Annotated in this window: 22 protein-coding genes; 4 read left to right on the top strand and 18 right to left on the bottom strand. The window is 53.5% G+C overall.

Going from position 1 to position 25,219, the window contains the following annotated elements; translation table 11 throughout:
- Window positions 1–17 precede the first annotated feature (17 nt).
- Entirely contained in the window at window positions 18–896 is an 879-nt protein-coding gene (locus LK436_RS10260) for a YicC/YloC family endoribonuclease (protein WP_044931371.1), read from the bottom strand.
- Between the two features lie 188 nt (window positions 897–1,084).
- Between LK436_RS10260 and LK436_RS10255 the strand changes: the two genes are divergently transcribed.
- Window positions 1,085–2,032: a LysR family transcriptional regulator gene (locus LK436_RS10255; protein WP_008398108.1), complete on the top strand. Its 948-nt coding sequence runs from the start codon at window positions 1,085–1,087 to the stop codon at window positions 2,030–2,032.
- Window positions 2,033–2,355: 323 nt separating this feature from the next.
- On the opposite strand, the gene citF is transcribed toward LK436_RS10255, so the two are convergent.
- From citF to citD, 3 genes are read right to left on the bottom strand one after another with little or no spacing between them, the layout of a single operon-like run.
- A complete protein-coding gene (citF, locus tag LK436_RS10250) occupies window positions 2,356–3,918 on the bottom strand; it encodes a citrate lyase subunit alpha (RefSeq protein ID WP_015545128.1) in 1,563 nt (520 codons plus the stop codon).
- A 1-nt stretch (window position 3,919) separates the two neighbouring features.
- Complete coding sequence (locus LK436_RS10245; protein ID WP_008398106.1) at window positions 3,920–4,822, bottom strand: aldolase/citrate lyase family protein; 903 nt, start codon at window positions 4,820–4,822, stop codon at window positions 3,920–3,922.
- Window positions 4,822–5,121, bottom strand: a complete 300-nt coding sequence (gene citD / locus LK436_RS10240) for a citrate lyase acyl carrier protein (RefSeq protein ID WP_008398105.1) — start codon at window positions 5,119–5,121, stop codon at window positions 4,822–4,824. The genes LK436_RS10245 and citD overlap by 1 nt, the downstream gene beginning before the upstream one ends.
- A gap of 244 nt (window positions 5,122–5,365) precedes the next feature.
- Between citD and citX the strand changes: the two genes are divergently transcribed.
- Both citX and LK436_RS10230 read left to right on the top strand, forming a co-directional pair.
- A complete protein-coding gene (gene citX / locus LK436_RS10235) occupies window positions 5,366–6,958 on the top strand; it encodes a citrate lyase holo-[acyl-carrier protein] synthase (protein WP_008398103.1) in 1,593 nt (530 codons plus the stop codon).
- 35 nt (window positions 6,959–6,993) lie between these two features.
- Window positions 6,994–8,730 carry an Rqc2 family fibronectin-binding protein gene (locus LK436_RS10230; RefSeq protein ID WP_008398102.1) on the top strand — a complete coding sequence of 579 codons (1,737 nt, stop codon included), beginning with the start codon at window positions 6,994–6,996 and terminating at the stop codon, window positions 8,728–8,730.
- A gap of 104 nt (window positions 8,731–8,834) precedes the next feature.
- On the opposite strand, the gene LK436_RS10225 is transcribed toward LK436_RS10230, so the two are convergent.
- Window positions 8,835–10,178 (bottom strand): MATE family efflux transporter, encoded by a 1,344-nt coding sequence (locus LK436_RS10225; protein ID WP_008398100.1) that lies wholly within the window; start codon window positions 10,176–10,178, stop codon window positions 8,835–8,837.
- A 393-nt stretch (window positions 10,179–10,571) separates the two neighbouring features.
- Between LK436_RS10225 and LK436_RS10220 the strand changes: the two genes are divergently transcribed.
- On the top strand, window positions 10,572–10,823 hold the full coding sequence (locus LK436_RS10220; protein WP_015574233.1) for a hypothetical protein: 252 nt from the start codon (window positions 10,572–10,574) through the stop codon (window positions 10,821–10,823).
- 64 nt (window positions 10,824–10,887) lie between these two features.
- On the opposite strand, the gene LK436_RS10215 is transcribed toward LK436_RS10220, so the two are convergent.
- From LK436_RS10215 to fmt, 13 genes are all read right to left on the bottom strand, one after another.
- Window positions 10,888–12,021, bottom strand: a complete 1,134-nt coding sequence (locus LK436_RS10215; RefSeq protein WP_008398097.1) for an SLC13 family permease — start codon at window positions 12,019–12,021, stop codon at window positions 10,888–10,890.
- A gap of 182 nt (window positions 12,022–12,203) precedes the next feature.
- Window positions 12,204–13,481: a serine--tRNA ligase gene (serS, locus tag LK436_RS10210; RefSeq protein ID WP_008398096.1), complete on the bottom strand. Its 1,278-nt coding sequence runs from the start codon at window positions 13,479–13,481 to the stop codon at window positions 12,204–12,206.
- Window positions 13,482–13,623: 142 nt separating this feature from the next.
- A complete protein-coding gene (locus LK436_RS10205) occupies window positions 13,624–14,481 on the bottom strand; it encodes a pyridoxamine kinase (protein WP_008398095.1) in 858 nt (285 codons plus the stop codon).
- 10 nt (window positions 14,482–14,491) lie between these two features.
- Window positions 14,492–15,079 (bottom strand): ECF transporter S component, encoded by a 588-nt coding sequence (locus LK436_RS10200; RefSeq protein ID WP_008398094.1) that lies wholly within the window; start codon window positions 15,077–15,079, stop codon window positions 14,492–14,494.
- A gap of 205 nt (window positions 15,080–15,284) precedes the next feature.
- Window positions 15,285–16,115 carry a thiamine diphosphokinase gene (locus LK436_RS10195; protein WP_008398093.1) on the bottom strand — a complete coding sequence of 277 codons (831 nt, stop codon included), beginning with the start codon at window positions 16,113–16,115 and terminating at the stop codon, window positions 15,285–15,287.
- Window positions 16,116–16,166: 51 nt separating this feature from the next.
- A complete protein-coding gene (gene rpe / locus LK436_RS10190) occupies window positions 16,167–16,826 on the bottom strand; it encodes a ribulose-phosphate 3-epimerase (protein ID WP_008398092.1) in 660 nt (219 codons plus the stop codon).
- Between the two features lie 3 nt (window positions 16,827–16,829).
- On the bottom strand, window positions 16,830–17,708 hold the full coding sequence (rsgA, locus tag LK436_RS10185) for a ribosome small subunit-dependent GTPase A (RefSeq protein WP_008398091.1): 879 nt from the start codon (window positions 17,706–17,708) through the stop codon (window positions 16,830–16,832).
- A 2-nt stretch (window positions 17,709–17,710) separates the two neighbouring features.
- Window positions 17,711–20,116: a protein kinase domain-containing protein gene (locus tag LK436_RS10180; RefSeq protein ID WP_008398090.1), complete on the bottom strand. Its 2,406-nt coding sequence runs from the start codon at window positions 20,114–20,116 to the stop codon at window positions 17,711–17,713.
- Entirely contained in the window at window positions 20,113–20,859 is a 747-nt protein-coding gene (locus LK436_RS10175; protein WP_008398089.1) for a Stp1/IreP family PP2C-type Ser/Thr phosphatase, read from the bottom strand. Before LK436_RS10175 ends, LK436_RS10180 begins: the two co-directional genes overlap by 4 nt.
- Before the next feature lie 5 nt (window positions 20,860–20,864).
- Window positions 20,865–21,995 (bottom strand): 23S rRNA (adenine(2503)-C(2))-methyltransferase RlmN, encoded by a 1,131-nt coding sequence (gene rlmN, locus LK436_RS10170; RefSeq protein WP_008398088.1) that lies wholly within the window; start codon window positions 21,993–21,995, stop codon window positions 20,865–20,867.
- A gap of 54 nt (window positions 21,996–22,049) precedes the next feature.
- On the bottom strand, window positions 22,050–23,468 hold the full coding sequence (gene rsmB, locus LK436_RS10165) for a 16S rRNA (cytosine(967)-C(5))-methyltransferase RsmB (protein ID WP_008398087.1): 1,419 nt from the start codon (window positions 23,466–23,468) through the stop codon (window positions 22,050–22,052).
- Entirely contained in the window at window positions 23,461–24,177 is a 717-nt protein-coding gene (locus tag LK436_RS10160) for a zinc metallopeptidase (protein ID WP_008398086.1), read from the bottom strand. Before LK436_RS10160 ends, rsmB begins: the two co-directional genes overlap by 8 nt.
- 94 nt (window positions 24,178–24,271) lie before the next feature.
- Window positions 24,272–25,210 carry a methionyl-tRNA formyltransferase gene (fmt, locus tag LK436_RS10155; RefSeq protein ID WP_008398085.1) on the bottom strand — a complete coding sequence of 313 codons (939 nt, stop codon included), beginning with the start codon at window positions 25,208–25,210 and terminating at the stop codon, window positions 24,272–24,274.
- Window positions 25,211–25,219 lie beyond the last annotated feature (9 nt).

The raw sequence follows: 25,219 nt of genomic DNA, 5'->3' as shown, positions 1-25,219 counted from the left end.
GCCTTTTTGGGGCTTCTCTATTCAATGTTCTGAATCTGCTCCCTGACCTTTTCGATCTCTGTCTTAAGGGCAATGGCCCTGTCGGAAACCTCCAGATCGTTGGCCTTGGAGAGTATGGTGTTTGCCTCCCGGTTCATCTCCTGGGCGATGAAATCCAGCTTCCGGCCCACACTGCCTCCGGAAAGAAGCTCTGCCCTTGTCGCCTCAATGTGGCTTTTTAAGCGCACCGTCTCCTCATCCGTACAGATCTTGTCTGCAAAGATCGTCACCTCCGTGGCAATTCTCGCCTCATCGATAGCTGAGCCCTGAAGAAGCTCCTTCACCTTATCCTCCAGCTTCGCGCGGTATTCAGCTACAATCTTCGGAGATCTCTCTTCTATCTCCGCCACAAGTCTGTCCATATAGTCAAGTTTTCCCAGAAGATCTGCCTTCAGATTTTCCCCTTCTGTGACCCTCGTCTCCACAAACCGTGATGCTGCCTCCTCGACCGCTTCCTTAAGAATCGCCCACATATGTTCCTCATCCTCAGGGACCTGCTCCATCACCAGCACATCCGGGTATCTGGCCAGATCGGAAACCGTTATGTCATTTTCGATGTGAAACTGCTCTGCCATTTTTGCAAAGTACTCCATGTATTCGGATGCCAGGGAACGGTTGTACTTGAGAGCCATCTTCTCTTCTGTGTAGTCCTCATAGGTAATAAATAAATCTACCTTCCCCCTCTGAATGTACTGCTTGAGCAGGCTTCGGATTGAGGCCTCAAAATAGTTGAACTTCTTGGGCATCTTGATGCCCAGATCCAGATAACGGTGGTTCACCGCCTTCATTTCTACGGAAATTCTGTACTCTTCCGTAGTGATCTCGCAGCGTCCGAAACCCGTCATACTTCTTAACATGGCTGTACCTTCCTTTGTCCATAGATAATGGTATTATAATCCATATAAAAAATCTAGTCAACAATAAATCAGGAGGGCGCTGTCATCAGCCGGCATCCCATTGTAATTTTGCCCGTAAGATAGTATGATAAATACAATGCTGAAACAGCAAAGATAAGGAAACCGTCAGACATTCAAAGGAGGCTTTCGTGAATCTGAAGCACGCACAGTACATTATGACCATATTGCAGGAGGGCAGCATCACCGCAGCGGCGAAGAAGCTTTTTATCTCCCAGCCCTCCCTGAGCCAGGTGGTGAAGCTGGCCGAGACAAACCTGGGAGCCCCGGTCTTTAACCGCTCCACAGATCCTATCTCTCTCACTCCGGCCGGGGAAAAATACGTGGAGGCCGCCAAGCAGATCCTCGCCATCCAGCAGAATCTGGAAAGGGAAATCGAGGAAATAAGGACGGAGGAGCACGGAAAAATCCGGTTCGGCATTCCGGTCCAGAGGGGGATGCAGCTTCTGCCCCTGGCTCTCCCTCCTTTTTTTGAGAAATACCCCCATGTGGACATCGAAATTCTGGAACAGGGCTCCAGCCGCATGGAGGATCTGGTTCTGAACGGAAGCGTGGATCTGGCCTGTATGACAACTGTGGCCCGCCGTGAGGAGCTTTCCTACCACCTGCTGGAGAGCGAGGAGCTGGTGCTTCTGGCCGCAGGGACAACTGATCTGGCAAAGCGGATTCCAAGCGGAACCCCCATCTCCATCACCGAGGCCGGACACGAGCGTTTTATCTCCAATAAGCCGGGCCACAACGTGCGGACCATTCAGGACAGTCTGTTTATCGCAAGCGGCATCCATCCGAAGATCCTGCTGGAAACCGGCAGCATTGAGGTGGAAAAGAAGGTGTGCCTGGCCTGCGGCGCCGTGATGCTCTGTCCCAGAAGCTATCTCGACGACATCAGAGAGTCCGGATGCCAGGCAAGCATCTATCCCGTTTTAAACTCCGCGACGGAGCGGCACTGCTATATCTGCCACAAAAAAGAACTGTACCTGACGAAATATATGCGTGATTTCATCGGGATCCTTCTCTCCTGCGTAAAGAGGGAGCAGGAAGTCCAGGACTCAAAGCCCGGCACTGTTTCTGCAGTCTGAACGTCCCGGCCAGGAGCGTTCCGGGAAACTTTTCCGGAAATGTTTCCGGAAAAACTGCAGAAATTTTTTCAGACGGACTGAAAAAGAAACGAACTGGAAAAAAAGACGGACTGGTAAAAGAAACGAACTGGCAAAAGAGACGGACTGGAAAAAGAGACGGACTGGAAAAAGCCGGAAAGCAGAAAAGCACTCCCTCGAAAATTGGGAGATAAACTCCGCCCTTTCCGGGGAATGCCCTCTTTCAGGCTTCTGTCCTCAGGCTCTGGCCCTGGACGTACCTTCTTATCTTCTTTATTTATATTTATTTATAATTCAAATTCTGTTTAAAATTCAAATTCTTTAACCTTTCTCACCACATCCATAATAGTGCCGTCACGGCTCTCGATAATTCCCACCACACGGTGGTCAAACTGAACCGGCTCCGGCTTTCCGGTGATGGCGTAGGCTCTGTCCCGCAGCTCCTCGATGGTGCAGAACGGCAGCTTTACCCTGCTCTCCCTCATGCAGTCGATGAGATCCTGGCGCCTTGGGTTAATGGCAATTCCGTAATCAGTGATTACCACATCCACCGTTTCCCCGGGAGTCGTAACCGTCGTCACATCCGTGCAGACAGCCGGTATTCTGCCCTGTAAAAGAGGAGTGATGACAATGGTGCACTTGGCCCCTGCTGCCGTATCGGGATGTCCTCCCTGGGCCCCTGTGATGACTCCGTCGGAGCCGGTCACCACATTGCAGTTGAAATTCACATCCACCTCAAGGGCAGCCAGGATCACAAAATCCAGCTTGTTGACATAGGCCCCCTTGTTAAAGGGATTGGCATACTCAGACGCGGAGATCTCCACATGGTTCGGGTTTTTCTTGATGGACTCGATGGCTCCCAGATCAAAGTCCTGGGTGTCCACCAGCGTCTTTATGAGCCCCTTTTCCAGAAGCTCACACATGGGGGTTGTAATTCCTCCCAAGCCCAGGCCCATGGTGATCCCTCTCTCCTCCATGATTTTTCCCAGAGAAATCGTGGAGGCGATGGACGCTCCCCCCACTCCCGTCTGATAGGAAAAGCCGTCCCTGAAATAGGGCGTGTGGATGACAAACTGGGTGCAGTAGTCGGCCATCATCAGCTTTCTCACATCTGTGGTGGGCTTGGCCGCTCCCGTGGCGATCTTAGCCGGATTTCCAATGGCATCCACCACGCAGACATAGTCCACATTTGTCATGGAAATGCTGGCCGGAATGTTTGGGAAGGGCACCAGACAGTCTGTAACTGCCACAACCTTGTCCGCATACTGGGCGTCCACCATGGCATAGGAAAGCACGCCGCAGTCGCTCTTTCCCCCGTTTGGCCTGCAGTTTCCGTACTCATCGCAGGTGGGCGCGCCGATGAAGGCAATGTCAATGTGCACCTCGCCGGACTCAATGGCCCGCACACGGCCGCCGTGGGAGCGCATAATCGCCAGATCTCTGAGCTTTCCCGAAGATATGGCCTGTCCGATTTTTCCCCGCACGCCGGAGGACTGAATGCCCGTCACCGTCCCGTCCTCGATGTAGGGCACGATCGCATCATTGGCCTTTCCCATGGAGCTGGCGCAGATGGTGATGCCCTTTACTCCCATCCGGTGGACCTCTTCCATGACCATGTTCAGCACATAGTCGCCTTCACGGAAATGATGGTGGAAGGAAAGTGTCATATTGTCACGAAGCCCGCATTTTTCCAGGGCCTCACGGATGGAGTCCACCATCTTCGACCGCTTCGGGTCAGACAGGGCCCGCACTGTTGGAGCCGCTTTTTTGTACTCATAATTGTCGTAGGCATATGCGCCTTCAAAGGGCTTCTTTCCAGTAGCCTTTAAGATTTCTTCCGGTATCTCTCTGCCTGCTTTATTGATCATCTTACAAATCCCCCTCATAAACGCCTGACGCCTTTGCCAGGGCCAGAGTCCTCCTTGCCCCGTCATAGAAGGCAATGTCTATCATTTTTCCGTCAACGGTAAACACGCCGATTCCCTTTGCCTTCTTCTCGTCAATCTCCCTGACTACCTTTTCGGCAAAGATGATCTCTTTCTGGGTCGGAGTAAAAATCTGGTGAACGACTGCTATCTGCCGCGGATTGACCAGCGATTTCCCGTCAAAGCCCATGCGCTTAATCATCTCCGTCTCCCTTGCAAACCCTTCCATATCGTCCAGGTTCGTGAATACGGTGTCAAAGCACTGGACGCCTGCAGCCCGGGCGGCCATGATCATGTGCTGTCTGGCCCCCATAAGTTCCACGCCCGTGCCGGTGATCACTGTCTGCAGATCCTTTGTGTAATCGCCGCCGGACAGGGCAATTCCGATCAGGCGGTCGGAAGCCTCGCAGATCTCCAGGGCATTCAGCACACCCCTGCAGGATTCCAGAGCGGCCATCAGAAGGGTGCTGCCCTCCGGCCGTCCAAATTCTCTCTCTGCCGCCAGCACATGCTCCTCCACTGCCCGGACGTCCTCTGCCCGCTCTGTCTTGGCAATCCGGATCGTGTCAGCCCCTCCGGCCACGCAGACGCGGATATCTTCCTTCCAGTGGGGAGTGTCCAGTCCATTAATGCGGACGACCCGCTCCACACCGCGGTAGTCGATCTCCTTCAGGGCGTGAAACAGGGAATACCTGGCCGCGTCCTTCTGGTTTTCCGCCACTGCGTCCTCCAGATCCAGCATAATGGAATCAGGGCCGTAAATGTACGGATCCTTGATAAGTCCCGGCTTCTGGCAGTTTAAAAACATCATGGAACGCCTCAGGCGTTTTTTATTCGGATGACTCATTACCGGATCACACCTCCCCATGGAAGATTTTCCGAAATACCGTTTGCCCGGTATACGGCGCACTCTACCCTGGCCTTGAGGGTACAGTCTAAGGCCCCCTTATCTACTACCGTCACGCGGGCGTTTGTCACCTCCAGCCGTTCCAGGGTTTCCAGAACCACCGCCCTGATCTGCTTTCCAAACTGATGAATCACGCTGCTCTCAATGGTCAGCTCAATTCCTTCCGTTCCCGGTTCTACTGTAATCTGCGCGTCGCTGGACTCCAGGGTTCCGGCAACTGCTGCTCTCTCAATTTTCATGGCATTTCCTCCTTTGCAGAGCCAATCTGTACAGTTTTCGCTGTATCTGATACTGCTATGGTATCACCGGCCTTCCCTAAGGGCAAATACATAAAGGCCTATGAAGCACATAGGGAAAATCCTATCCGCGCCCGCACAAAAGCAGCCGGAAAAAGGTTGTACTTCTCTGAAAGTTTCATTATAATAGGGGAGATTGATCTTAACGGGCGGGTATTTCCCGCATCTTTCACTTTCAGGAGATTTTATGAAAACAGACCATACAAGCGCGGAGAAAACACTCCGCTTTTATGAAGTTACCGTCGAGGATATGATGAATGCCAGAGAGCGGAGAGCCGCCGTCCAGGAAAGGCTCATCGGCCTGTACGGCCTCCCGGTAGTGAGCTTTACCCTGAACATACCGGGGCCTGTAAAGGTGTTTCGCGGGGTTCCCAGCTTTTTTGAGCGAGGTGTGCAGGCTGTGAAGCAGGCCCTCTCTGACGCCGGGATCTCCATCCTGTCACAGGAGAGCATAGAGGAACACACAGGACTTGAGCTGATCTTCTGCGCAGACGGGACACCGGAGGAGCTAAAGCGCATTACCTCGGCCGTGGAGGAGGCAGAGCCGGCCGGAAGGCTTTATGACATCGACATCATCCGGACAGACCGAAGCAAGGTTTCCAGGGAGGACATCGGACTTCCCGGGCGCCGCTGCCTCCTCTGCTCAGAGCCGGCCCAGGCCTGCGCCAGAAGCCGCCGCCACTCGCTAGAAGAGCTGACGGCCTGCGTCAGACGGCTCATTCTCGAGGACAGCTTTCTGAACTGCATTCTCCAGTCTGCCAGGATGGCCCTCATTGACGAGGTTTCAGCCACTCCCAAGCCAGGTCTTGTGGATCTCCGTGACAACGGCTCCCACAGGGACATGTGTTTTCAGACCTTTCTTGACAGCACAGAGGCCGTCGTCCCCTATATCCGGGAAATGGCTTCTGAGGGACTGCACTGTGAGGATCCCTCCCTCCTGTTTGGGCGCATCCGCAGAACAGGGCTGCAGGCAGAGAAAGCCATGTTCCGGGCTACAGGCGGAGTCAATACCCACAAGGGAATGATCTTCTCCATGGGACTTCTGGCGGCTGCAGCCGGATATCAGTACGGCAGGCAGCTCTCAGAGAGGATTTCCGGGCAGCTTCCTCCATCTGCTTCAGGAGAGTGGGACCTTTCTGTCCCGGACCTTCTCTCCCTGGCAGGAGAGCTCTGCAGAGAGGAGACAGAAAGAGACTTTGAGGCGCTGAATAAGAGGGCAGAAAGCAGAGGGGAAGACCGCCTTTGTCTCTCCCACGGGGAACGGCTCTATCTGAAATACGGCTGCCGGGGTATCCGGGGAGAGGCAGCTGACGGCTTTCCTTCTCTCAGTCAGATTGCCTGCCCCGCTCTTACAGGTGCGGCCGCATATGCAGAGCTTCTGCGTCCCTTTCCAAAGCCTTCCCTCTCCCTTTCGGACAGAGTCTCACAGCCGGACCGCGGCTCTCTTTCTGACAGCGGACTGGACGGGAAGTGGAATCTTGTAAGACTCCAGACCCTTCTTCACCTGATGGCCCGGGCAGAAGACACCAACGTGCTTCACCGGGGAGGCCCTGAGGCCGCCGCCTACGTTCGTGAGGAGGCTGCCGCCCTCCTGTCCGGCGGCGGTGTGTTTGCAGAGGACGGGCTTTGCAGACTGGCACAGCTGAACCGTGATTTTATCTCCAGGAACATCAGCCCCGGAGGGTGTGCGGATCTGCTGGCCCTCGCCGTCTTCCTCCTTCGCCTTTCGGATCCCGGGGAGGACAGCTTCCAGGCTCTAAAAAGTGATCCGGCACAGTAAAACAGCTATAAACGAAACGGAAAGGAGACTCTTTTATGGCATTTGACGGAATTGTCATCGCATCTTTGGTGCATGAGTTTAACCGCACCATTGCCGGCGGAAAGATCGCCAAGATTGCCCAGCCGGAAAAGGACGAACTTTTATTTACCATAAAAAATAACAGAGAAAACTACAGACTGCTTCTGTCTGTCAACGCAAGCCTTCCTCTGGCATACCTGACGGACGGGAATAAGAACAGCCCTCTCACAGCCCCGAATTTCTGCATGCTTTTGAGAAAGCACATCGGAAACGGGCGTATTGTCTCTGTGACCCAGCCGGGACTTGAGAGGGTCATTGAATTTGAAATTGAACATCTGGACGAGATGGGAGATCTCTGCCGCAAGAGGCTCATGGTAGAGCTGATGGGAAAACACAGCAACATCATTTTCTGCACCATGGACGGGGTCATTATCGACAGCATTAAGCATATCTCTGCCCAGGTAAGCTCCGTGCGGGAGGTTCTGCCGGGCAGAGAATATTTTATTCCCCAGACCACCGACAAGCTCAATCCCCTGGCCGTGGACGAGGAGGAGATCCGGGCCGCCCTCTCAGAGTTTGCCGGTCCTGTGGGAAAGGCCGTTTACTGCCGCCTGACAGGAATCAGCCCTGTAATGGCAGAGGAATTCTGTCATCTGGCAAGCATTGACTCCTCCGTCCCCGCCGCTGACCTGTCTGAGGCAGAGCAGATCCATCTGAGCCATACCATTGCGCTTGCCATGGATTCGGTGAGGGAGGGACAGTTCTCCCCCTGCATTCTCTTTAAGGGAGACGAGCCTTCCGAATTCTCTGCCCTGCCCTTTACAGCTCTGGCGCCGGGATTTTCCCTCAGAGAGTATCCTTCCATGAGCCAGGTGCTTGAAACCTACTACGCTTCCAGGAGCACCATCACCAGAATCCGCCAGAAATCCTCTGATCTCAGGCGCATCGTCCAGACCGCCCTGGAGCGAAACTACAAAAAGTACGATCTTCAGCAAAAGCAGCTGAAGGATACGGAAAAGCGGGATAAATTCCGCATTTACGGGGAACTCTTAAACACCTACGGCTATGAGCTGTCCGGCGGGGAAAAGGAGCTGTCCTGTCTCAACTACTACACAAATGAGACCATAAGGATCCCTCTGGATGAGACGAAAACGGCTCAGGAGAACGCCAGAAAATATTTTGAGAAGTACAATAAGCAGAAGCGCACCTTTGAGGCCCTGACGGAGCTCATACAGGAGACGAAGCGGGAGATCGACCATCTGGAATCCATCAGCGCCTCCCTGGACATCGCTCTGAAGGAGGAGGATCTGACGCAGATCAAGATGGAGCTGACCGAATACGGCTTCATTAAAAAACACGGCCCCAACATGAAAAAGCAGAAAATCACAAGCCGTCCCTTCCACTACCTCTCCTCCGACGGCTTCCACATCTATGTGGGAAAGAACAATTACCAGAATGAAGAGCTGACCTTTAAGTTCGCCACGGGAAACGACTGGTGGTTCCACGCAAAGGGGATCCCCGGTTCCCATGTCATCGTAAAGAGCGAGGGCAGAGAGCTCCCTGACCGGGTATTTGAGGAGGCCGGGGCTCTGGCAGCCTTCTACTCCAAGGGACGGGAAAATGAGAAAGTGGAGATCGACTACATTCAGAAAAAAAATATCAAAAAGGTGGCCGGAGCCGCCCCAGGCTTTGTCATCTACCACACCAACTATTCCCTGATCGCCGAGCCGAGCAACCATTTCACAGAGCTTTAATCAATGGGAAAGCCGGGCGCGGCTGTAAAGCAGGTGCTTTCCTGTCAGGCAAAAAACAGAGCAGACGAAGTTCCTTCCCGAAACCTCGTCTGCTCTTTTGCTGTTTATGGCTCTGTTTCTTCCCTTCTGCCACAGGGCTTCCTCTGCTTCCACAGGAAACGAACCAAATAGAGGGCGAGAAGCAGAATCCAGGAAATTCCCTCTGCATAGGCAATCACCATATTTCCCCAGACGGAAACGCACAGGTAAGAGATGAGAATTCTCGAAGCCAGGGCTGCTATGCCTGCAATACTTGAATACAGTACATCCCCGCAGCCTTCCAGAAATCCCCGGAAAGCCATGGCAAAGCCGTAGACAGTGTAGAAGCCTGCAATACTCCTGAAAAAGGACGCCCCGATGGCCGTGGACTCCTCTGTCACACCGAACAGGGCAATCAGAGGCCCTCCCGCAGAAAGGATCAGAAAAGTCAGGCAGATGGACACGCAGAGCATCATGACGGAGCCTGCAAAAAGCACCTTCTTTGCGCGGGCTCTGTTTCCGGCCCCCATATTCTGGGCTGTCACAGTGGAAATACCGGAGCCGAGATTGATGATGGGAAGCAGAAGGATGGAATCTACCCGGTAGGCAGTTGTGATGGCAGCCACCGTCTGGGTGCCGAAGCTGTTCATAAAATTCTGCAGCAGCAGGTTTCCGCAGGAGTTGACACTGGACTGGATTGCCGGCGGCAGTCCCAGCTGGAATCCCTGCACAAGAATCTTTTTATCCACCAGCTTCTCTTCCCTGGAAAAGCGCAGAATCTCATATTTCCTGCCGGCATAGCACACAATGAACACAGTCATCAGAGCCTGTGAGATAACCGTGGCAGCGGCAGCTCCCGGCGCTCCCATCCTGAGTCCTCCCACAAAGGCCAGATCTAAGATCACATTGGCCGCCGCTGACACCAGCACAGACAAAAACGGTGCCCGGCTGTCGCCAAGGCCTCTCAGGACGGCAGAATACACGTTGTAGATGGTGATAAAAGGAATTCCCGTGAGAATAATCCGAAGATACCCCTCTGAAATATCGAAAATATCCTCCGGCGTGTGGAGCAGCCGGAGAATCCCGTCTGAGAGCCAAAGCCCTGCGGCGGCAGTCAGAAGAAAGAGAACCCCCAGGACAATGGAGAAGGTGGAGAGAATCCTCCTCAGGGACTCCCGCTCCCCTCTCCCGTACTTCTGGGCCGCCAGAATGGAAAGTCCCAGCGTCAGTCCGGTGATCACCATAACAAACAGATTTGTGATGGTTCCCGTGGCTCCCACTGCGGCCAGCGCCAGCTCCCCCTCAATATTTCCCACAATGAAGGCATCCGCCCAGTTGTAGAGCTGCTGCAGCACTCCGCTCAAAATCAGCGGAAGACTGAAGCCTGCCAGCGTAAACACAATATTTCCCTTCGTCAGATCTCGTTCCATCTGCTTCCTCCCAAATGTAAGCGGCGCCCTTCCTGCGGCTGTCGTTTCTTTCTTATGCTGTTTCTTCCTTATGCTGTATCTTTCTCATGCCGTTCCTTTTCTTTGCGCCGCGGCTGTATATGGAATTTTAGCACAGAGGGACGGAAACGGTCAAGCAGTCAGCAGTCCCTGCAGGAGGGGAGCCCCGGGGCCCGCAAAAAATCGGTACAGAGGGGCATGATTTTTTTACAGAATGTGGTATGATGAAAGAAAAAGAAAAACAGAAACGCAATCATATTGAACGCAGAAAGAGGCTTCCCCTCCGAACGTCTTGCCTAGTAAATGACTTCCTATCCGTCGTCAGGCTGGCAGTCTCATACAAAAGTGAAATACTGAAATTTGAAGGAGAAAATTATGAGAAAAATTCCGTTAAAATATGTGTGTATCATCTCCTGGATTTCCTGGGCGCTGGGAATTATACTGATTCTTTTGGGCTGCTGGCTGAAACTGCTTTGGCTGGTTATCGCTGCCATCTTTGAATTACTGGCTGCCATTGTTTTTATCGCCGTTTTCAACCGCTGTCCCCATTGCGGCTGCTTTTTAGGACACTCCGGCGGCTGCTCATTCTGCCCCCATTGCGGCGGGCCGCTGAGAGGGCAGCATTGAGATGAGAAGGCAGCATTGAGATATAAATAGATTAATATCCGAAAATGCCGGCAGGCAGGACAGCTTACCCAGCCATAAGCCCTATCAGAAAAGCTGCCGCCGTAAGCGCCGCCAGAAATATCACATTCCACTTGGTAAATACCTTCAGAAACTCTCCCTTCTGCTGCGCAAATTCTCTCGTATAAAACTTGTATGTAATCAGACTTGCCAGGGAAGCAATCAGCGTCCCGAGCCCTCCCAGATTCACTGCAGTGAGCAGAGGCACAATCTGCTCCGTAAACCCGGAGAGCAAAATAGCCGCAGGCACGTTGCTGATAATCTGGCTGGCCAGAATGCCTGTGAGGAGCTCCCTGCCCTGGATCATGGACATCAGAAGGGAGCTCACCTGGTCAATGCGCTTTACGTTTCCGATGAATACGAAGAAGCAGAGAAAGGTCAGAAGGAGCATATAGTCGATCTCCTTCAAAATTTTCCGGTCGCACAGGTACACGGCCGCGGCCACGACACCAAGAACCGGCAGGTAGGGAAGCACCCGAAAGACTACAAGGAAGCAGAGAATCAGAAGTCCCAGATACAGCCCCAGCCGGCGAAAGAAGATCTTTACCGGAAGATTCAGGGCCCCCATGCTCACCTCCACCCGGATTCTCTCCTTCTTTTCAAAAAAGAGAACGGCGCAGAGCAGGGCTGCCGCCAGAACCGTGTAGGGGAGCACCGCCCCCAGAAACTCGCTCATGGAGATGCCGGAGATGGAGTACAGGTACAGATTCTGCGGGTTTCCCACCGGCGTGGCCATGCTTCCCAGATTGGCCGCGATGGTTTCCAGTACCGTGATCTTTAACAGGTTTTTCTCCTTTCCCGTCATCCGGAACACCAGAATGGTGAAGGGTACGAAGGTGATAAGCGCCACATCGTTTGTGATGATCATGCTGGAAAAGAAGCACAGAAACACCAGCACAGAGGAAAGCCTCCTCACGTTCCCTGCCCCGGCCAGGAGCTTCTGGCCAAGGAGGGTGAAGACTCCGATGGACTGGAAGCCTCCCACCACCGCCATCAGACAGAACAGGAGAGCCAGAGTCCTGTAGTCCGGGTAGGACAGGTACACCGCGTCCGGCGGTACGAAGGCCATGGATGCCAGGGCCAGGACAGCCGCGCAGCAGAGAACCGTTTCTTTTTTGAAAAATTCAAGACACGCTTTCATATATTTTCCTCATTTTCTGAATTTCCCTTGTTTAAGTTTAGTTATTTTTTTGGGGGCCTTATTTTTTGAAATATCTGATTCAGGCAAAGTTCAGCCTGGATTCAGCCAGTTTTACGCCGAAAAGGACTGCCGAAGCTTCACTCCGGACAGTCCTCCTAATGTTTGTATCGAATTGTAATGTCTTATCTCAGCTCTGTCTTTCCGCCCATGTACGGTCTTAAAACCTCCGGGATTCTCACAGAACCGTCAGCCTGCAGATTGTTCTCCAGGAATGCAATCAGCATACGCGGCGGAGCCACTACCGTATTATTCAGAGTGTGGGCAAAGTATTTGCCGTTCTCTCCGTTTACACGGATCTTTAACCTGCGCGCCTGAGCGTCTCCCAGGTTGGAGCAGCTTCCCACCTCAAAGTATTTCTTCTGTCTTGGGGACCATGCCTCCACATCCACGGATTTCACCTTCAGATCAGCCAGATCGCCGGAGCAGCACTCCAGTGTCCGCACTGGAATATCCAGAGAGCGGAACAGATCGACAGTATTCTGCCACAGCCTGTCAAACCACATCTTGCTGTCCTCCGGCTTGCAGACAACGATCATCTCCTGCTTTTCAAACTGATGGATTCTGTATACGCCTCTCTCCTCGATTCCGTGAGCGCCCTTCTCCTTTCTGAAGCATGGGGAATAGCTTGTCAGCGTCTTTGGAAGCTCTTCCTCCTTCAGAACCGTGTCGATAAACTTTCCGATCATGGAGTGCTCGCTGGTTCCGATCAGGTAGAGATCCTCTCCCTCGATCTTATACATCATGGCATCCATCTCTGCAAAGCTCATAACGCCTGTCACCACATTGCTGCGGATCATGAAAGGCGGAACGCAGTAGGTGAAGCCTCTGTCGATCATGAAATCCCTTGCGTAGGAGATCACGGCAGAGTGGAGTCTTGCAATATCCCCCATCAGGTAGTAAAAGCCGTTTCCGGCAACCTTTCTGGCGCTGTCCAGATCGATTCCGTTAAAGCGCTCCATAATCTCTGTATGGTATGGAATCTCAAAATCCGGCACAACCGGCTCGCCGTACTTCTGAACCTCCACATTCTCGCTGTCATCCTTTCCGATCGGAACAGACGGATCGATAATGTTCGGGATCGTCATCATGATCTTTGTGATTCTCTCGGAGAGCTCCTTCTCCTTCTCCTCAAGCTCAGCCAGACGTGCCGCGTCCTCGCCCACCTTCTTTTTGAGCTCCTCGGCCTCCTCTTTCTTTCCCTGAGCCATCATGGCTCCGATCTGTTTTGCAATCTTGTTCTTTCCTGCGCGCAGATCGTCTGCCTCCTTCTTGGCAGCGCGGTTTTCCGCATCCAGGGCAATCACCTCGTCCACTAACGGCAGCTTGCTGTCCTGAAATTTATTCCTGATGTTCTGCTTTACAATCTCAGGATTTTCTCTGACAAATCTTAAATCTAACATATTTTCCTCCTGCGGCGGTTCTGAGAAGCCGCCTCTGTTTTCATAGAACTGTCCTCGATTATACTACAGTTTTCTTTTTATGAAAAGACTATTTTCCCCTTTTCCCTGCTTTTTGACAGCGGTTCAGCCTCCCGCCGGGCAGCTACCCTTTCGTCCGCTGCCCTGCCATGCGCAGTAGGGACGGCAGACACTCCTCAATACACAGGCCCTCTTTCTCGGGAATCTGAAGCTCCTCTGACCGCTCCACACACTTTCGTGTAAAGGAGGCGGCCTTCTTCACACATTCCGTAAGAGGGAAACCTCTGACCATCAGGGCAGCTGTCACGGCGGAGAACACATCCCCGGTTCCATGCCTGCGGCTCTCCACATACTTGGAGCTTAAGAATACCGGCTCCCGGCCTTTCTCGAGAACCACGTTCAGAATGGAATGCCCCTTCTCAACGCCGGTCAGCACCACGGCTCCGGGCCCCATAAACAGGAGTTTGTAAGCCAGGTCGGAGAGCTCCCGTCTGCTCCACCCCTTCTCCCTCCAGGGAGTTTCTGTGAGAATGCAGGCTTCCGTCAGATTCGGCGTAATCACATCTGCATACTGGATAAGTTCCCGCATCTCCTCACAGAGTTCCGGCGTACAGGTGCAATAAAGGCTCCCATTGTCCCCCAGCACCGGATCCACAAGAAGCTTCGTTCCCTCCTGTTTAAAGTGGCTGATAAAATCTGCCACAATCTGCACCTGCCTGACAGAGCCCAAAAATCCTGTGGCAATGCTGTCGAAGGCAAAGCCCTGCTTCTTCCACTCATCCATATACGGCACCATCCGCTCTGTATAATCATCAAAATAACAGCTCTGATATCCGGTGTGATTGGACAAAATGGAAGTGACCACCGGGCAGCACTGGATTCCCAGAGCGCTGATCACAGGAATAGCCGCTGTAAGGGAACAGCGGCCATATCCTGCCATAGAATTAATCATTGCAATTTTTTTCTGTCCTGTCTCGTTCATCTCGTACTCCTTATGAAAGCCTTAAGAGAAGGCCTGAGGTTCTGAGCACCGGGCGGGCAGCCATATAGATGAAAACAGAAGCCACAGCGGAAACAACCGCATTGATGGATGTGGAGGCCACATTCCAGACGAGAGCCAGCTCTGCGGCCGGCTTTCCGATAATCAGCAGCTTATAGTAATAGCCAAACAGCGGATCCGCAATCACATTAAAAATCAGGCCTGCCGCTGATGCCAGAATAACGTATTTCAATATATGCCTGCGATCGGTGCTGGCAGTTATTTTTCCTATCCGGTGCGCCACAAAGCCTGTGATGAGGCCGATGCAGAGCTTCAGGATAAAGGTCTTCGGCGCATACACCACGTAGACCGGGTCAAAGAGATCTCCAATGGTCATGCCGATAGCTCCTCCCAGCCCTCCGTAGAATCCGCCGATGAGAAGCGCTCCCAGCACGCAGACCGCATTTCCCAGATGGATGGATGTGGCGTCGCCTCCCGGAAGCGTCAGACGAATCTGGCCAAAGGTGAACACCACATAGGAGAGGGCTGCCATGAGCCCCGTCATCGCAATTTTGTAGGCTGTGTCATTTTTTCTGTTCATAATTTCTGTCCCTCCTGTCAGCCGGCTCCCCGGCTGTTCCCGTTTCCGGAACAGCTGCCGGGCTCCGGCATTCCTTTCACTGATAATCTGTATCTTATCACAGGTCTGTACCTATTCAAACATGCAGTTTTCAGTTTTTATAAGAGGTCAGTTTTTGCAGAAATTCGGTCAGCCGGAACGCTCCCTCATGATGGTCAGAAGCTTTTTAATCATGGCTCTCCACACAGATCAGGATCCCCTTCCGGAAGAAGAGAGTTCCCTCCTCTTCTGCCAGCTCATTGCTGATGCACAGGCTTGTGCCGATCCGGATATCCCGGTCGGAGAGAGGATACTTAAAGCCCTTAAGGGTGATTCCCTCCACCGACTCAGTCAGAGGGAGAAAGGAAATATATTTGCCGTAAATCCTGTCCCTGAAAAACGGTGTGCAGCCGGGGCCTGCCAGATAGATTCTGTTCCTTTCGTCGTAGATTTCCGCTCTGATTCCATCCACAAAGGTCTGGAAAAGAAGCTGAATATTTCCCAGGGCGTGATCCATCCTCCCGCCCAGGGCGCCCAGAATGTCTATCCTGGTAAATCCCTTCCGCTTTGCCATCCAGAGAGCCAGCTCCGTATCCGTTTCGTCCTTTTCCGGCCGGTGAATCTCAAGCTCCACCTCCGGCTGCTGCCGGTAGCTCTCAAACAGACGGCGATCCACGGTGTCCAGATCCCCTACAATCTCATCCGGCGTAATGCCCAGAGCCGAGGCTCTCTCGAGGCCTGCGTCCACCGCGATCACACAGCCGTATCTGCGTGCAGCGATAAACTGTCTGGCAAACGCCAGATCCATGCTGCCTCCGGTGAGGATGAGACATGTTTCATCCAAGGCGCTGTCTTTTGCCTGAGCCCCGCTTTCCCTTTCCGGAAAGTCCTGCATCCCAGACTCCGGCGCTGCCAGGCTTTTCTTCTTAGTATTCTCTGAATCTGCCACGCGTATTCCTTCTCTCTTCCCGCTGTCCTTCACTCGTTCGATGTCTTTCACTCTTCCTCTGTCTTTCATTCTCCTGCTCTTTTTGCAGCCGCTTGGGCACAGCTTACCAAATCTTTCGGATCAGTCGTACTCCCTGAAAATTTCCAGAAATGCCCTGGTGTTTGCAGCCGCATCTCCCTTAAAAACTGCGGAGCCTGCCACAATCACATTGGCGCCCGCCTCAATCACCTGGCGCACATTGTCAAGGCCCACGCCGCCGTCCACCTGAATATCCAGGTCAAGTCCCCTCTCATCGCTCATTCTGCGGAGCTCTCTCACCTTTTCCAGAGTATAGGGGATGAATTTCTGACCTCCGAATCCCGGGTTTACCGACATAATAAGCGCCATGTCGATCTCTCCCAGAATGCAGGAGAGGGTGGACACAGGGGTAGCCGGGTTCAGAGCCACAGCGGCCTTCAGGCCCAGCTCCTTAATCTGGTTCACTGTCCGATCCAGGTGACAGCAGGCCTCCTGGTGCACACAGATCAGATCGGCCCCCGCCTTTTTCATATCCTCCACATAGCGGCCCGGCTCCTCCACCATCATGTGGACGTCGAACACTCTCTCTGTCAGCGGGCGAAGTCTCTGGATCACAGGCATTCCGAAGGAAATGCTGGGCACAAAGGCCCCATCCATCACATCCAGATGAATATACTGGGCTCCGGCCTCATCTACAGTCTGAATCTGCTCCCCCAGATGTGAAAAATCCGCTCCCAAAATTGACGGTGCTAATCGTATCATAGTCTAATATCTCCTTTTATCCTTCAGCTCCTTATACAAAAGCAGGTAATTGTCATAGCGGCTGCGGCTGATCCGTCCGGCCTTCACTGCCTCCTTCACTCCGCACACCCGCTCTCCCACGTGGACGCAGCCCAGAAAACGGCAGCCATCCTCCTCTGCGGCAAATTCCGGGAAATATTCCTTCAGCTCCTCCGGCTTTATGTCCTCAATATACATGGAGCTGAACCCCGGCGTGTCCATCATGTACGTGTTTTCCTCCACGAAAAACAGCTCGCAGTGACGGGTAGTGTGTTTTCCCCTCTTGATCTTTTCGCTGACCACGCCTGTCTCCATGCAGGCATCAGGCTGAATGAAATTCGTCAGGGAGGATTTTCCCACCCCCGACGGCCCTGCCAGAACCGTTGTCTTGTGGCGGATCAGCTCATGGATCTCCTTCAGCCCGGCCTCTTCGTAGGTGCTGATAAAGTGGATCTCATACCCGGCCGGGCCATAAATAGCCCGCAGTTTCTCCATCTCCTCCTCCGAGGAGAGATCAATTTTATTAAAGCAGATAACAGCCGGTATCTGCTGGCGCTCCATCATCACAAGAAAGCGGTCCAGCAGATTGAGGTTTGGCATAGGCTCCGTGATCGCAAAGACCACAAGCGCCTGATCCACATTGGAGACTGCGGGGCGGATCAGGGAATTTTTCCGTTCCAGGACTGAGACAATATTTCCCGTTGCCTCCCTGTCATCGAGAATCTCAAACTCCACATTATCTCCGACTAGCGGCTTGATCTTCCTGTTTCGGAACACACCCTTTGCCTTGCATTCATAGACTCTCCCCTGTCCGTCATGGACATAGTAAAAGCCGGCAATTCCCTTGATTATCTTTCCTGTCATCCCTATGCGTCTACCTCCATAAATTCCAGAGGATAAGTCTTCAGCACTCTGTCGTTTGTCACATCGCGGATCTGAAGCTCTCCTGTGAGAACTCCGTCCTCTCCTGTAAGCTGATAATGTACCGGAAGCGTGACGTCTCCCTTCATCTCCCTGGCGTCCATAACTGTCGTCGTTCTCTTCTGTCCATTTACCGTCTGCACCATAACAATCTCAACCGTGATTGTGGTGGAAGCGCCTCCCGGGCCGAAATTGTCCTTAAGGGGATAATCGTCATTGACAATGGCCACATACTTTGTCCCCTTGCCTATACTTACAACATAGCTGACTGCGCTTCCCTCAGGCACCTCCTCATCCTTCAGCGGAATCTGGCTGATGATCTTTCCCCTGGAAACCGTATCACTCTTCTGTGTGAGAATCTGCTCCTTTGGCGCTACTGTAAGGCCTGCCGCTTCCAGAAGCTGTGCCGCCTCCTCCTCTGTTTTTCCGGTCAGATCAGGCACCGGCACCATAGTAACAGCAGGGCCTGAGCTTACATACAGACGGATCTCGCTTCCGGGAGAGGCACTCGTCGGCTCGTACCGGATCACCTGATCCTTTATGATGGTGTCGCTGTTTTCAGACTGAAGCGATACCTTAAGGCCTTTGGCTTCAAGAAGGTTTTTGGCATTTGTTCCATCCAGAGCCTCAAGTCCCAGGGCAGTCAGATCGATCTGTGACGCATCTGTCTCTTCCTCTGTGGAGGACTCCATTCCGCCCTCACCTACGACAACTCTGATTGTGGACTGCTTATCCACCACAGTGCCCTCTTCTGTCTTCTGCTCCACCACGAGCCCTTTCTTCTCCTCTTCCGACGCAGTATAGCTGTAGCTCAGCTTCAGATGGTTCTCCTTCGCCTTCTCCTCCGCCTCATCCTCTGTCATTCCAACGAAGTCCGGAACCCTTGTTTCCGTGTCCTTAAGCCCTGAATCGCTTTCGCCGGACTCCACCGCCGGAAGCGTCAGCTCTGTGTGGGAACCGGAATTAAAAATCCCACCAAGCTTTGCAAAGATCACAACCAGCACTGCCACGATGATGATGGCCACTGCCACGCCGACCGTGGTGAGCAGTTTTTCAATCTGGGGGTTTACATCTGCGCTTTTTCCTCCTCTGCCGCCCTTTTTGCCTCCCAAAGTCCGGCTGGAGCCGGAACCGCCGTAGCCTGAGCTGCGGCCCCTGTCATAGCCGTAGTCCTCCTCATAGTCATAGTCCAGGCTCCGTCCGTCCTCCGCGGCATCCTGGCGTCCGTAGCCGCCGGAGCGCCCCCGCTCGTAATCTCTGTCATACTCCTTATCATAGCCGCTGTGTTTCAGTTCTCGGCCGCTTTCCGGCTCCTTCCTTCTGTCATAGCCGTGCTCCCTGTCGCCTCTTCTCTCATGCTGCCCGCCGGAACCCGGCACATCCCGGAGACTGTTGCTCTGGCCGCTCATGACAATGGGGCCGGTACTGCGCCTGGGCGCGCTCTTAATCTGGCTCAGCTCATCCCCGGAGATCACCATCGTAGGCGAGGAGGTATCCACCTCCGGCTCCTGAGCCACGAAGTCGTCATCCGGATCCACAAGGGCATGGCGCAGATCGGAGATCAGCTCATAGACATCTGCATACCGCTTTTCCGGCTTCTTCTGAGTGCATTTCATGATAATGCGCTCCAGGCTTACCGGTACCTCGGGATTCAGCCTGGAAGGCGGGGTGATGGGCTGTTCCAGATGGGCCAGCGCTATGCTCACCGTATTGTCTCCGTCGAAGGGAACGGTTCCCGTCACCATCTCATACATGGTAATTCCAAGAGAGTAAATATCCGTTCTGGAATCGCTGAAGCCTCCTCTCGCCTGCTCCGGCGAGATATAGTGCACAGAGCCCACAGCCGTCGCCCCGATGGTCTGGGTGGTGACAGCCCTGGCAATGCCGAAATCTGCCACCTTTACCTTCCCGTCCCTGGAGATAATCATATTCTGAGGCTTGATGTCCCGGTGGACAATATGCTGATCGTGGGCGGCTGCAATTCCCTGAGCCACCTGGAGCGCAATCCCGATGGCCTCCTTGGAGCCGAGCCTTCCCTTTTTCGTAATATAGCTTTTTAAGGTGATCCCCTCAATCAGCTCCATGACAATGTAATGGATGCTTCCCTCGTCCACAACGTCATAGACACTCACAATATTTGGATGGGAGAGTCCTGCCGCCGCCTGGGCTTCCATCTTGAACTTCTTCACAAAGCCTGCGTCGGAACTGAATTCTTCTTTTAAAACCTTGATGGCCACCAGCCTGTTGAGCTTGTGGCACTTCGCCCGGTAGACCTCTGACATTCCGCCGGATCCAATCTGTTCAAGAATCTCATATCGATCCTGAAGGTACATTCCCGGTCTAAGCATCATAATCCGTCCACCTCACTTATCTGGGGATCGATCAGGACCACTGCAATGTTGTCCTTTCCCCCGTTCTGATTGGCTAACGCAATAAGCGCTCTGGCCTTGCTCTCAAGAGGGCCGGGAAGGAGCACCAGACGGAAAATGGCAGAATTGTCCACCATGTTGGAAAGCCCGTCAGAGCACAGGAGAATATAATCTCCCGCCTTCAGGCTCACCTCAAAAAAGTCCACATCCACATGGTCTGCAATTCCCACTGCCCTCGTGATAATGTTTTTCTGTTCTCTGTACGCGGCGCTTCCCCGGTTCATCTGCCCCAGGGAAACCATCTCCTCCACATAGGAGTGATCCCGTGTTACCTGGCGGATCCCCTCTCTCTCAATCAGGTAGAGACGGCTGTCTCCCACGTTGGCCACATAGAGGGTAGCCCCCTCTATGGTAGCTGCCACCAGAGTAGTTCCCATTCCGCTTAAGCTCTGGTCTGCCGCAGCTGCCTCATAGATTTTCCGGTTGGCCTCGGCAATGCCGTTATTTAAAGCCGCCACCGCCGTCTGGTCGCCGCAGTTTCCTATGTAATCCGTCAGGCTGTCAATGAGAAGCCTGGATGCGCGGTCGCCGGCCCTGTGGCCGCCCATGCCGTCTGCAACGATAAACAAATTTGAAAGAGGTCCAATCGGTTCCGTTGTGGCAAAGCGCGAATCCTGATTCACTGACCGCACCCGCCCGATGTCCGTCAAAGCGCAGGCTTTCATCTTCCTTACGTCCTTTCCTTCTCAATATAACTTTTGCGAAGCTGCCCGCAGGCCCCGTCAATGTCGCGGCCCATCTCTCGGCGCACGGTCACATTGATGCCCCGCCTTTCCAGATAATTCTTAAAGTCCTCTATGGCCTTCCGGTCAGACTGCTTATAATCTCTCTCCTTGATCGGGTTTACCGGAATCAGGTTTACGTGGCCGTGCTGGTCTTTTATTAGCTCTGCCAGAGCCCTGGCCTCTTCCAGGTTGTCGTTGACACCCTTTACAAGGCTGTACTCGAAGGTCAGTCTTCTGCCGGTCTTCTCAAAATAGTAATGACAGGCATCCAGCACATCCCGGAGGGCATAGCTCTTTGCCACAGGCATCAGGGTCTTTCGCACCTCGTCGTTCGGCGCGTGAAGAGACAGGGCCAGAGTCACCTGCAGCCCCTCCTCGGCAAACTGGCGGATGCGCGGCACAATGCCGCAGGTGGAAACCGTCACATTTCTCTGGCTGATATTCAGACCATTCTCATCAGTCAGAAGATGGATGAAGCGAATCAGATTGTCGTAATTGTCCATAGGCTCTCCTGAGCCCATCACTACCACATTGGAAACCCGCTCTCCCGTATCCCTCTGTATCCTGTAGATCTGTTCCAGCATCTCGGAAGGCTTCAGATTTCTCTCCAGGCCGTCAAGGGTTGACGCACAGAAGCGGCAGCCCATCCGGCAGCCCACCTGAGAGGAAATACAGACAGAGTTCCCATGCTTATAGCGCATCAGCACGCTCTCGATCACGTTTCCGTCAGAGAGCTCAAACAGGTATTTTCTGGTTCCGTCCACAGCCGAGATACGCACATCCACCGGCGTCAGTGAGGCGTAAAAGCACTGCCTTCCAAGCGTCTCCCTCAGTCCCTTGGAGAGGTTCGTCATCTCGTCAAAGGAGGCTGCCAGCTTGACATGCATCCACTGGTAGAGCTGCTTTGCCCGAAAGGGCTTCTCTCCCATCTCCTTCAGATACGCTTCCAGCTCCGGAAGCGTCATGGACTTGATATCTGTCTCTGAAACCGTTCTGCCTTCGGACTCCTGTTTTTCGTTTTTTTGTCCTTCTGTCAGAAATCCTTCTGCTAAAATTTCCTTCCTGTTCTCACTCATCTTTTCTACCTGTCCTCTGTCCGTCTAAATGCGGCAGGCCTTAAGTCCTGCCGTTTACCTGCCCTCTTCCTTCCGCCTGAATACGGAGATAAAAAAGCCGTCTCCCGGGTAAAACCCAGGAAGAAGCTGCACATATCCCTCTTTTCTCGTATCGCGGCAGAGGGTTTTTGCCAGCTCCTCCCCGATCCGCTCCGTCAGATCCACCGGCTCAAAGGGCAGATTTTCCAGTATCCAGGCCGCATTTTCCTCATTTTCCGCCCGGTCAATGGTACAGGTGCTGTAGACCATCGTCCCCCCCGGCTTGACATAGCGCCAGACAACCGACAGGATCTCCCTCTGAAGCCCGGCCAGGGCAAGGGTCTGCTCCCTGGTCATATTGTAGCGGATGTCCGGCTTGCGGCCCATAATTCCAAGTCCGGAGCAGGGCAGATCCGCAATAAGCAGATCCGCTGTCTCCTCAGAATCTCTGTCAAATTCCAGGGCATCCTGAACCCTGGCCTCTATGTTGAAAAGTCCGGAGCGGCGGATATTATCCTCCACCAACGCAATCTTTGACTCACTCAGGTCCCGGACCTCCACCATCCCTGTACCGTTCAAAAGCTCCGCGATATGAAGGCTTTTCCCTCCCGGAGCTCCGCAGACGTCAATGACATGGCTGCCCTCCTTAACCCCTGCCGCGTCCCCGGCCAGGGAGGAGCTGAGATCCTGCACCTGCAGAAAGCCGTCTGCAAAGGCGTCCAGCCCTTCCAGATAATCCACATTTTTTAAGAATACCACCTGATCTGAGTAGCCGCTCTCAATGACCTCCACCCCCTGTTCCCTCAAAGATTCCAAAATTTCCTCCCTGGGGGCCTGGTTCAGATTCATCCTCACTGTGAGAGGTCTCTCTCTCAGGAAGCTCTCCGCCATCACCTGAACAGCCTTCCTGCCGTATTCCGGCTCCCACTGGCCGAGAATCCACTGGGGCAGACAGTATCTGACGCTGTCGTCAGGCCAGCTTATCTCCTCTTTCTTCCGGGCAATATTCCTGAGAACTCCGTTTACAAAGCCCTTAAGACCTGAGAAGCCTCTTTTTACTGTCAGCTTCACCGCCTCATTGCAGGCCGCCGAATCCGGAACCCGGTCCATGTAGCAGATCTGGTACACCCCCATCCTGAGGATCGTGCGCACGGTCGGTTTCATCTTACGCAGAGGGGTGCTTGAAAATGACTCAATGATAAAGTCTATCTGCATCAGCCGCTCCAGCGTCCCGTCTACCACTCTCTTGATAAAGGAGCGCTCCTGCTTTTCCAGATACTGATATTTTTTCAGGGCATTCAGGAGAACCACGTGGCTGTACTGTTTCTTTTCCAGCACCTCCATGAGAATGTCGGCGGCAATCTCTCTTGCATCCGGCATTCTCTGCGGGCTCCCGGCCTTCTTCCCTTCTCTCTGCTTTCCGTTTTCCGGCTTTCTGCTTCCCGGTCTAGTCATTATTTCTTCTTCCTCCAAACAGTATGATAAGGCGCAGAAGCTGGAGAATCGAACCTGCCGCTGCCGCAACATAGGTCAGGGCAGCCGCTCCCAGAACGCGTCTTGTCCCGTCCACCTCATTTCCGGAAAGAATCCCTGTGGAGTCCAGCAGCCTGACTGCCCTGGAGGATGCGTTGAACTCAACCGGAAGGGTGACAAGCTGAAACAGAACTGCCAGCGAAAACAGGATAATTCCCAGCTGGACGATGGGGGAACCAAAGCCTCCGATAAGGATTCCAATCAAAATCAGCGGCCAGGAAATCTGTGAGCCGAAATTGGCAATCGGCACCAGCGCGCTTCTGAAATTTAAGGGGGCGTAGCCGACTGCATGCTGAATGGCATGACCGCACTCATGGGCTGCGACTCCGATAGCTGCCACTGAGGTGGAGCTGTAGACGTCATCTGACAGATTCACCGTTTTGGTCCGGGGATCATAGTGATCCGACAGGCTTCCCGGCACGCGGCGGACTGTCACATCGTAAATCCCCTGGCTGTTTAAAAGCCTCTGGGCCGCCTCCGCTCCCGTCATCCCTGTCATGGAGCGCACCTTCGAATACCTGGCAAAGGTGCTTTTGACCTTGGCCGAAGCCGCCAGCGAGAGGATTACGCCAATTAAAACCAGTATCATTGTCGGATCAAAAAACGGGTAATACCCATAACCATAGTACATAGATGAAAGACTCCTTTTCTCAACTAAATCATTTACTGCCGCCTGCGGCCCTGCTTTCCCAGCTTTCTACTCATTTTCCCCTATGGCTCAAAATTTATCCCTGACAGAGGATCTCCCCTTCTTCTAAGGAAAATCCCCGAAGGAAGGACGCCGCGTCCATGCGCTTCTTGCCCTCGAGCTGAAGCTCCTTTACTGCCAGAGCGCCATCTCCCGTCCTGACGAGAAAACGCTCCTTTTCCACCTTTATAATCTCTCCGGGAACTCCCTCAAATGTCCCTTCCAGCACATCAGCGGCCCACAGCTTCATGGTTTTTCCCTTGTAGCCTGTATAAGCGCTGGGCCACGGATTCAGCCCGCGGATCAGGCGCTCAATCTTTGCCGCGCTCTGCGTCCAGTCAATATTGCCCAGGGACTTGTCAAGCATGCCTGCGTAGGTCGCCCCCTCCTCAGGCTGCTTCGTGCGGACAGCCGTTCCGTTTTCCAGGGCTTCGAGAGTTTTTAAGATCAGCGGCCCTCCTGCCCTGGAGAGCTTTTCAAACAGGCTTCCTCCCGTCTCATCCTCCGCCAGGGGAATCACTGTCCGGTCCAGCATATCGCCTGTGTCAAGGCCTACATCCATCATCATGGTGGTAATGCCGCTCTCCTTTTCGCCGTCAATCACCGCCCACTGAATCGGGGCCGCTCCTCTGTATTTGGGGAGCAGAGATGCGTGGATATTGACACAGCCATATTTCGGAAGCTCCAGGATCTCCTTTGGCAGAATCTGCCCGAAGGCAGCCACCACGATGGCGTCCGGGTTTATCTCTCTGAGCGTCTTTAAAAATTCTTCGTCTTTCTTTATCCTCGCCGGCTGGTAGACCGGAATCCCGTAGGAGAGAGCCTTCTCCTTCACGGGAGTCATCAGGACTGCCTTTCCTCTGCCCTTTGGCTTGTCGGGCTGTGTCACCACAGCCGCCACCTCATGCCCCGCCTCTACCAGTGCCGTAAGGGGGGGAACTGCAAAGTCCGGCGTTCCCATATATACAAGTTTCATAAGCTTACC

Origin of the sequence: Clostridium sp. M62/1 (assembly GCF_020736365.1) — a bacterium.
Taxonomy (GTDB): Bacteria; Bacillota; Clostridia; order Lachnospirales; family Lachnospiraceae; genus Otoolea; species Otoolea saccharolyticum_A.
This window is presented reverse-complemented; position numbering and strand designations above follow the sequence as displayed.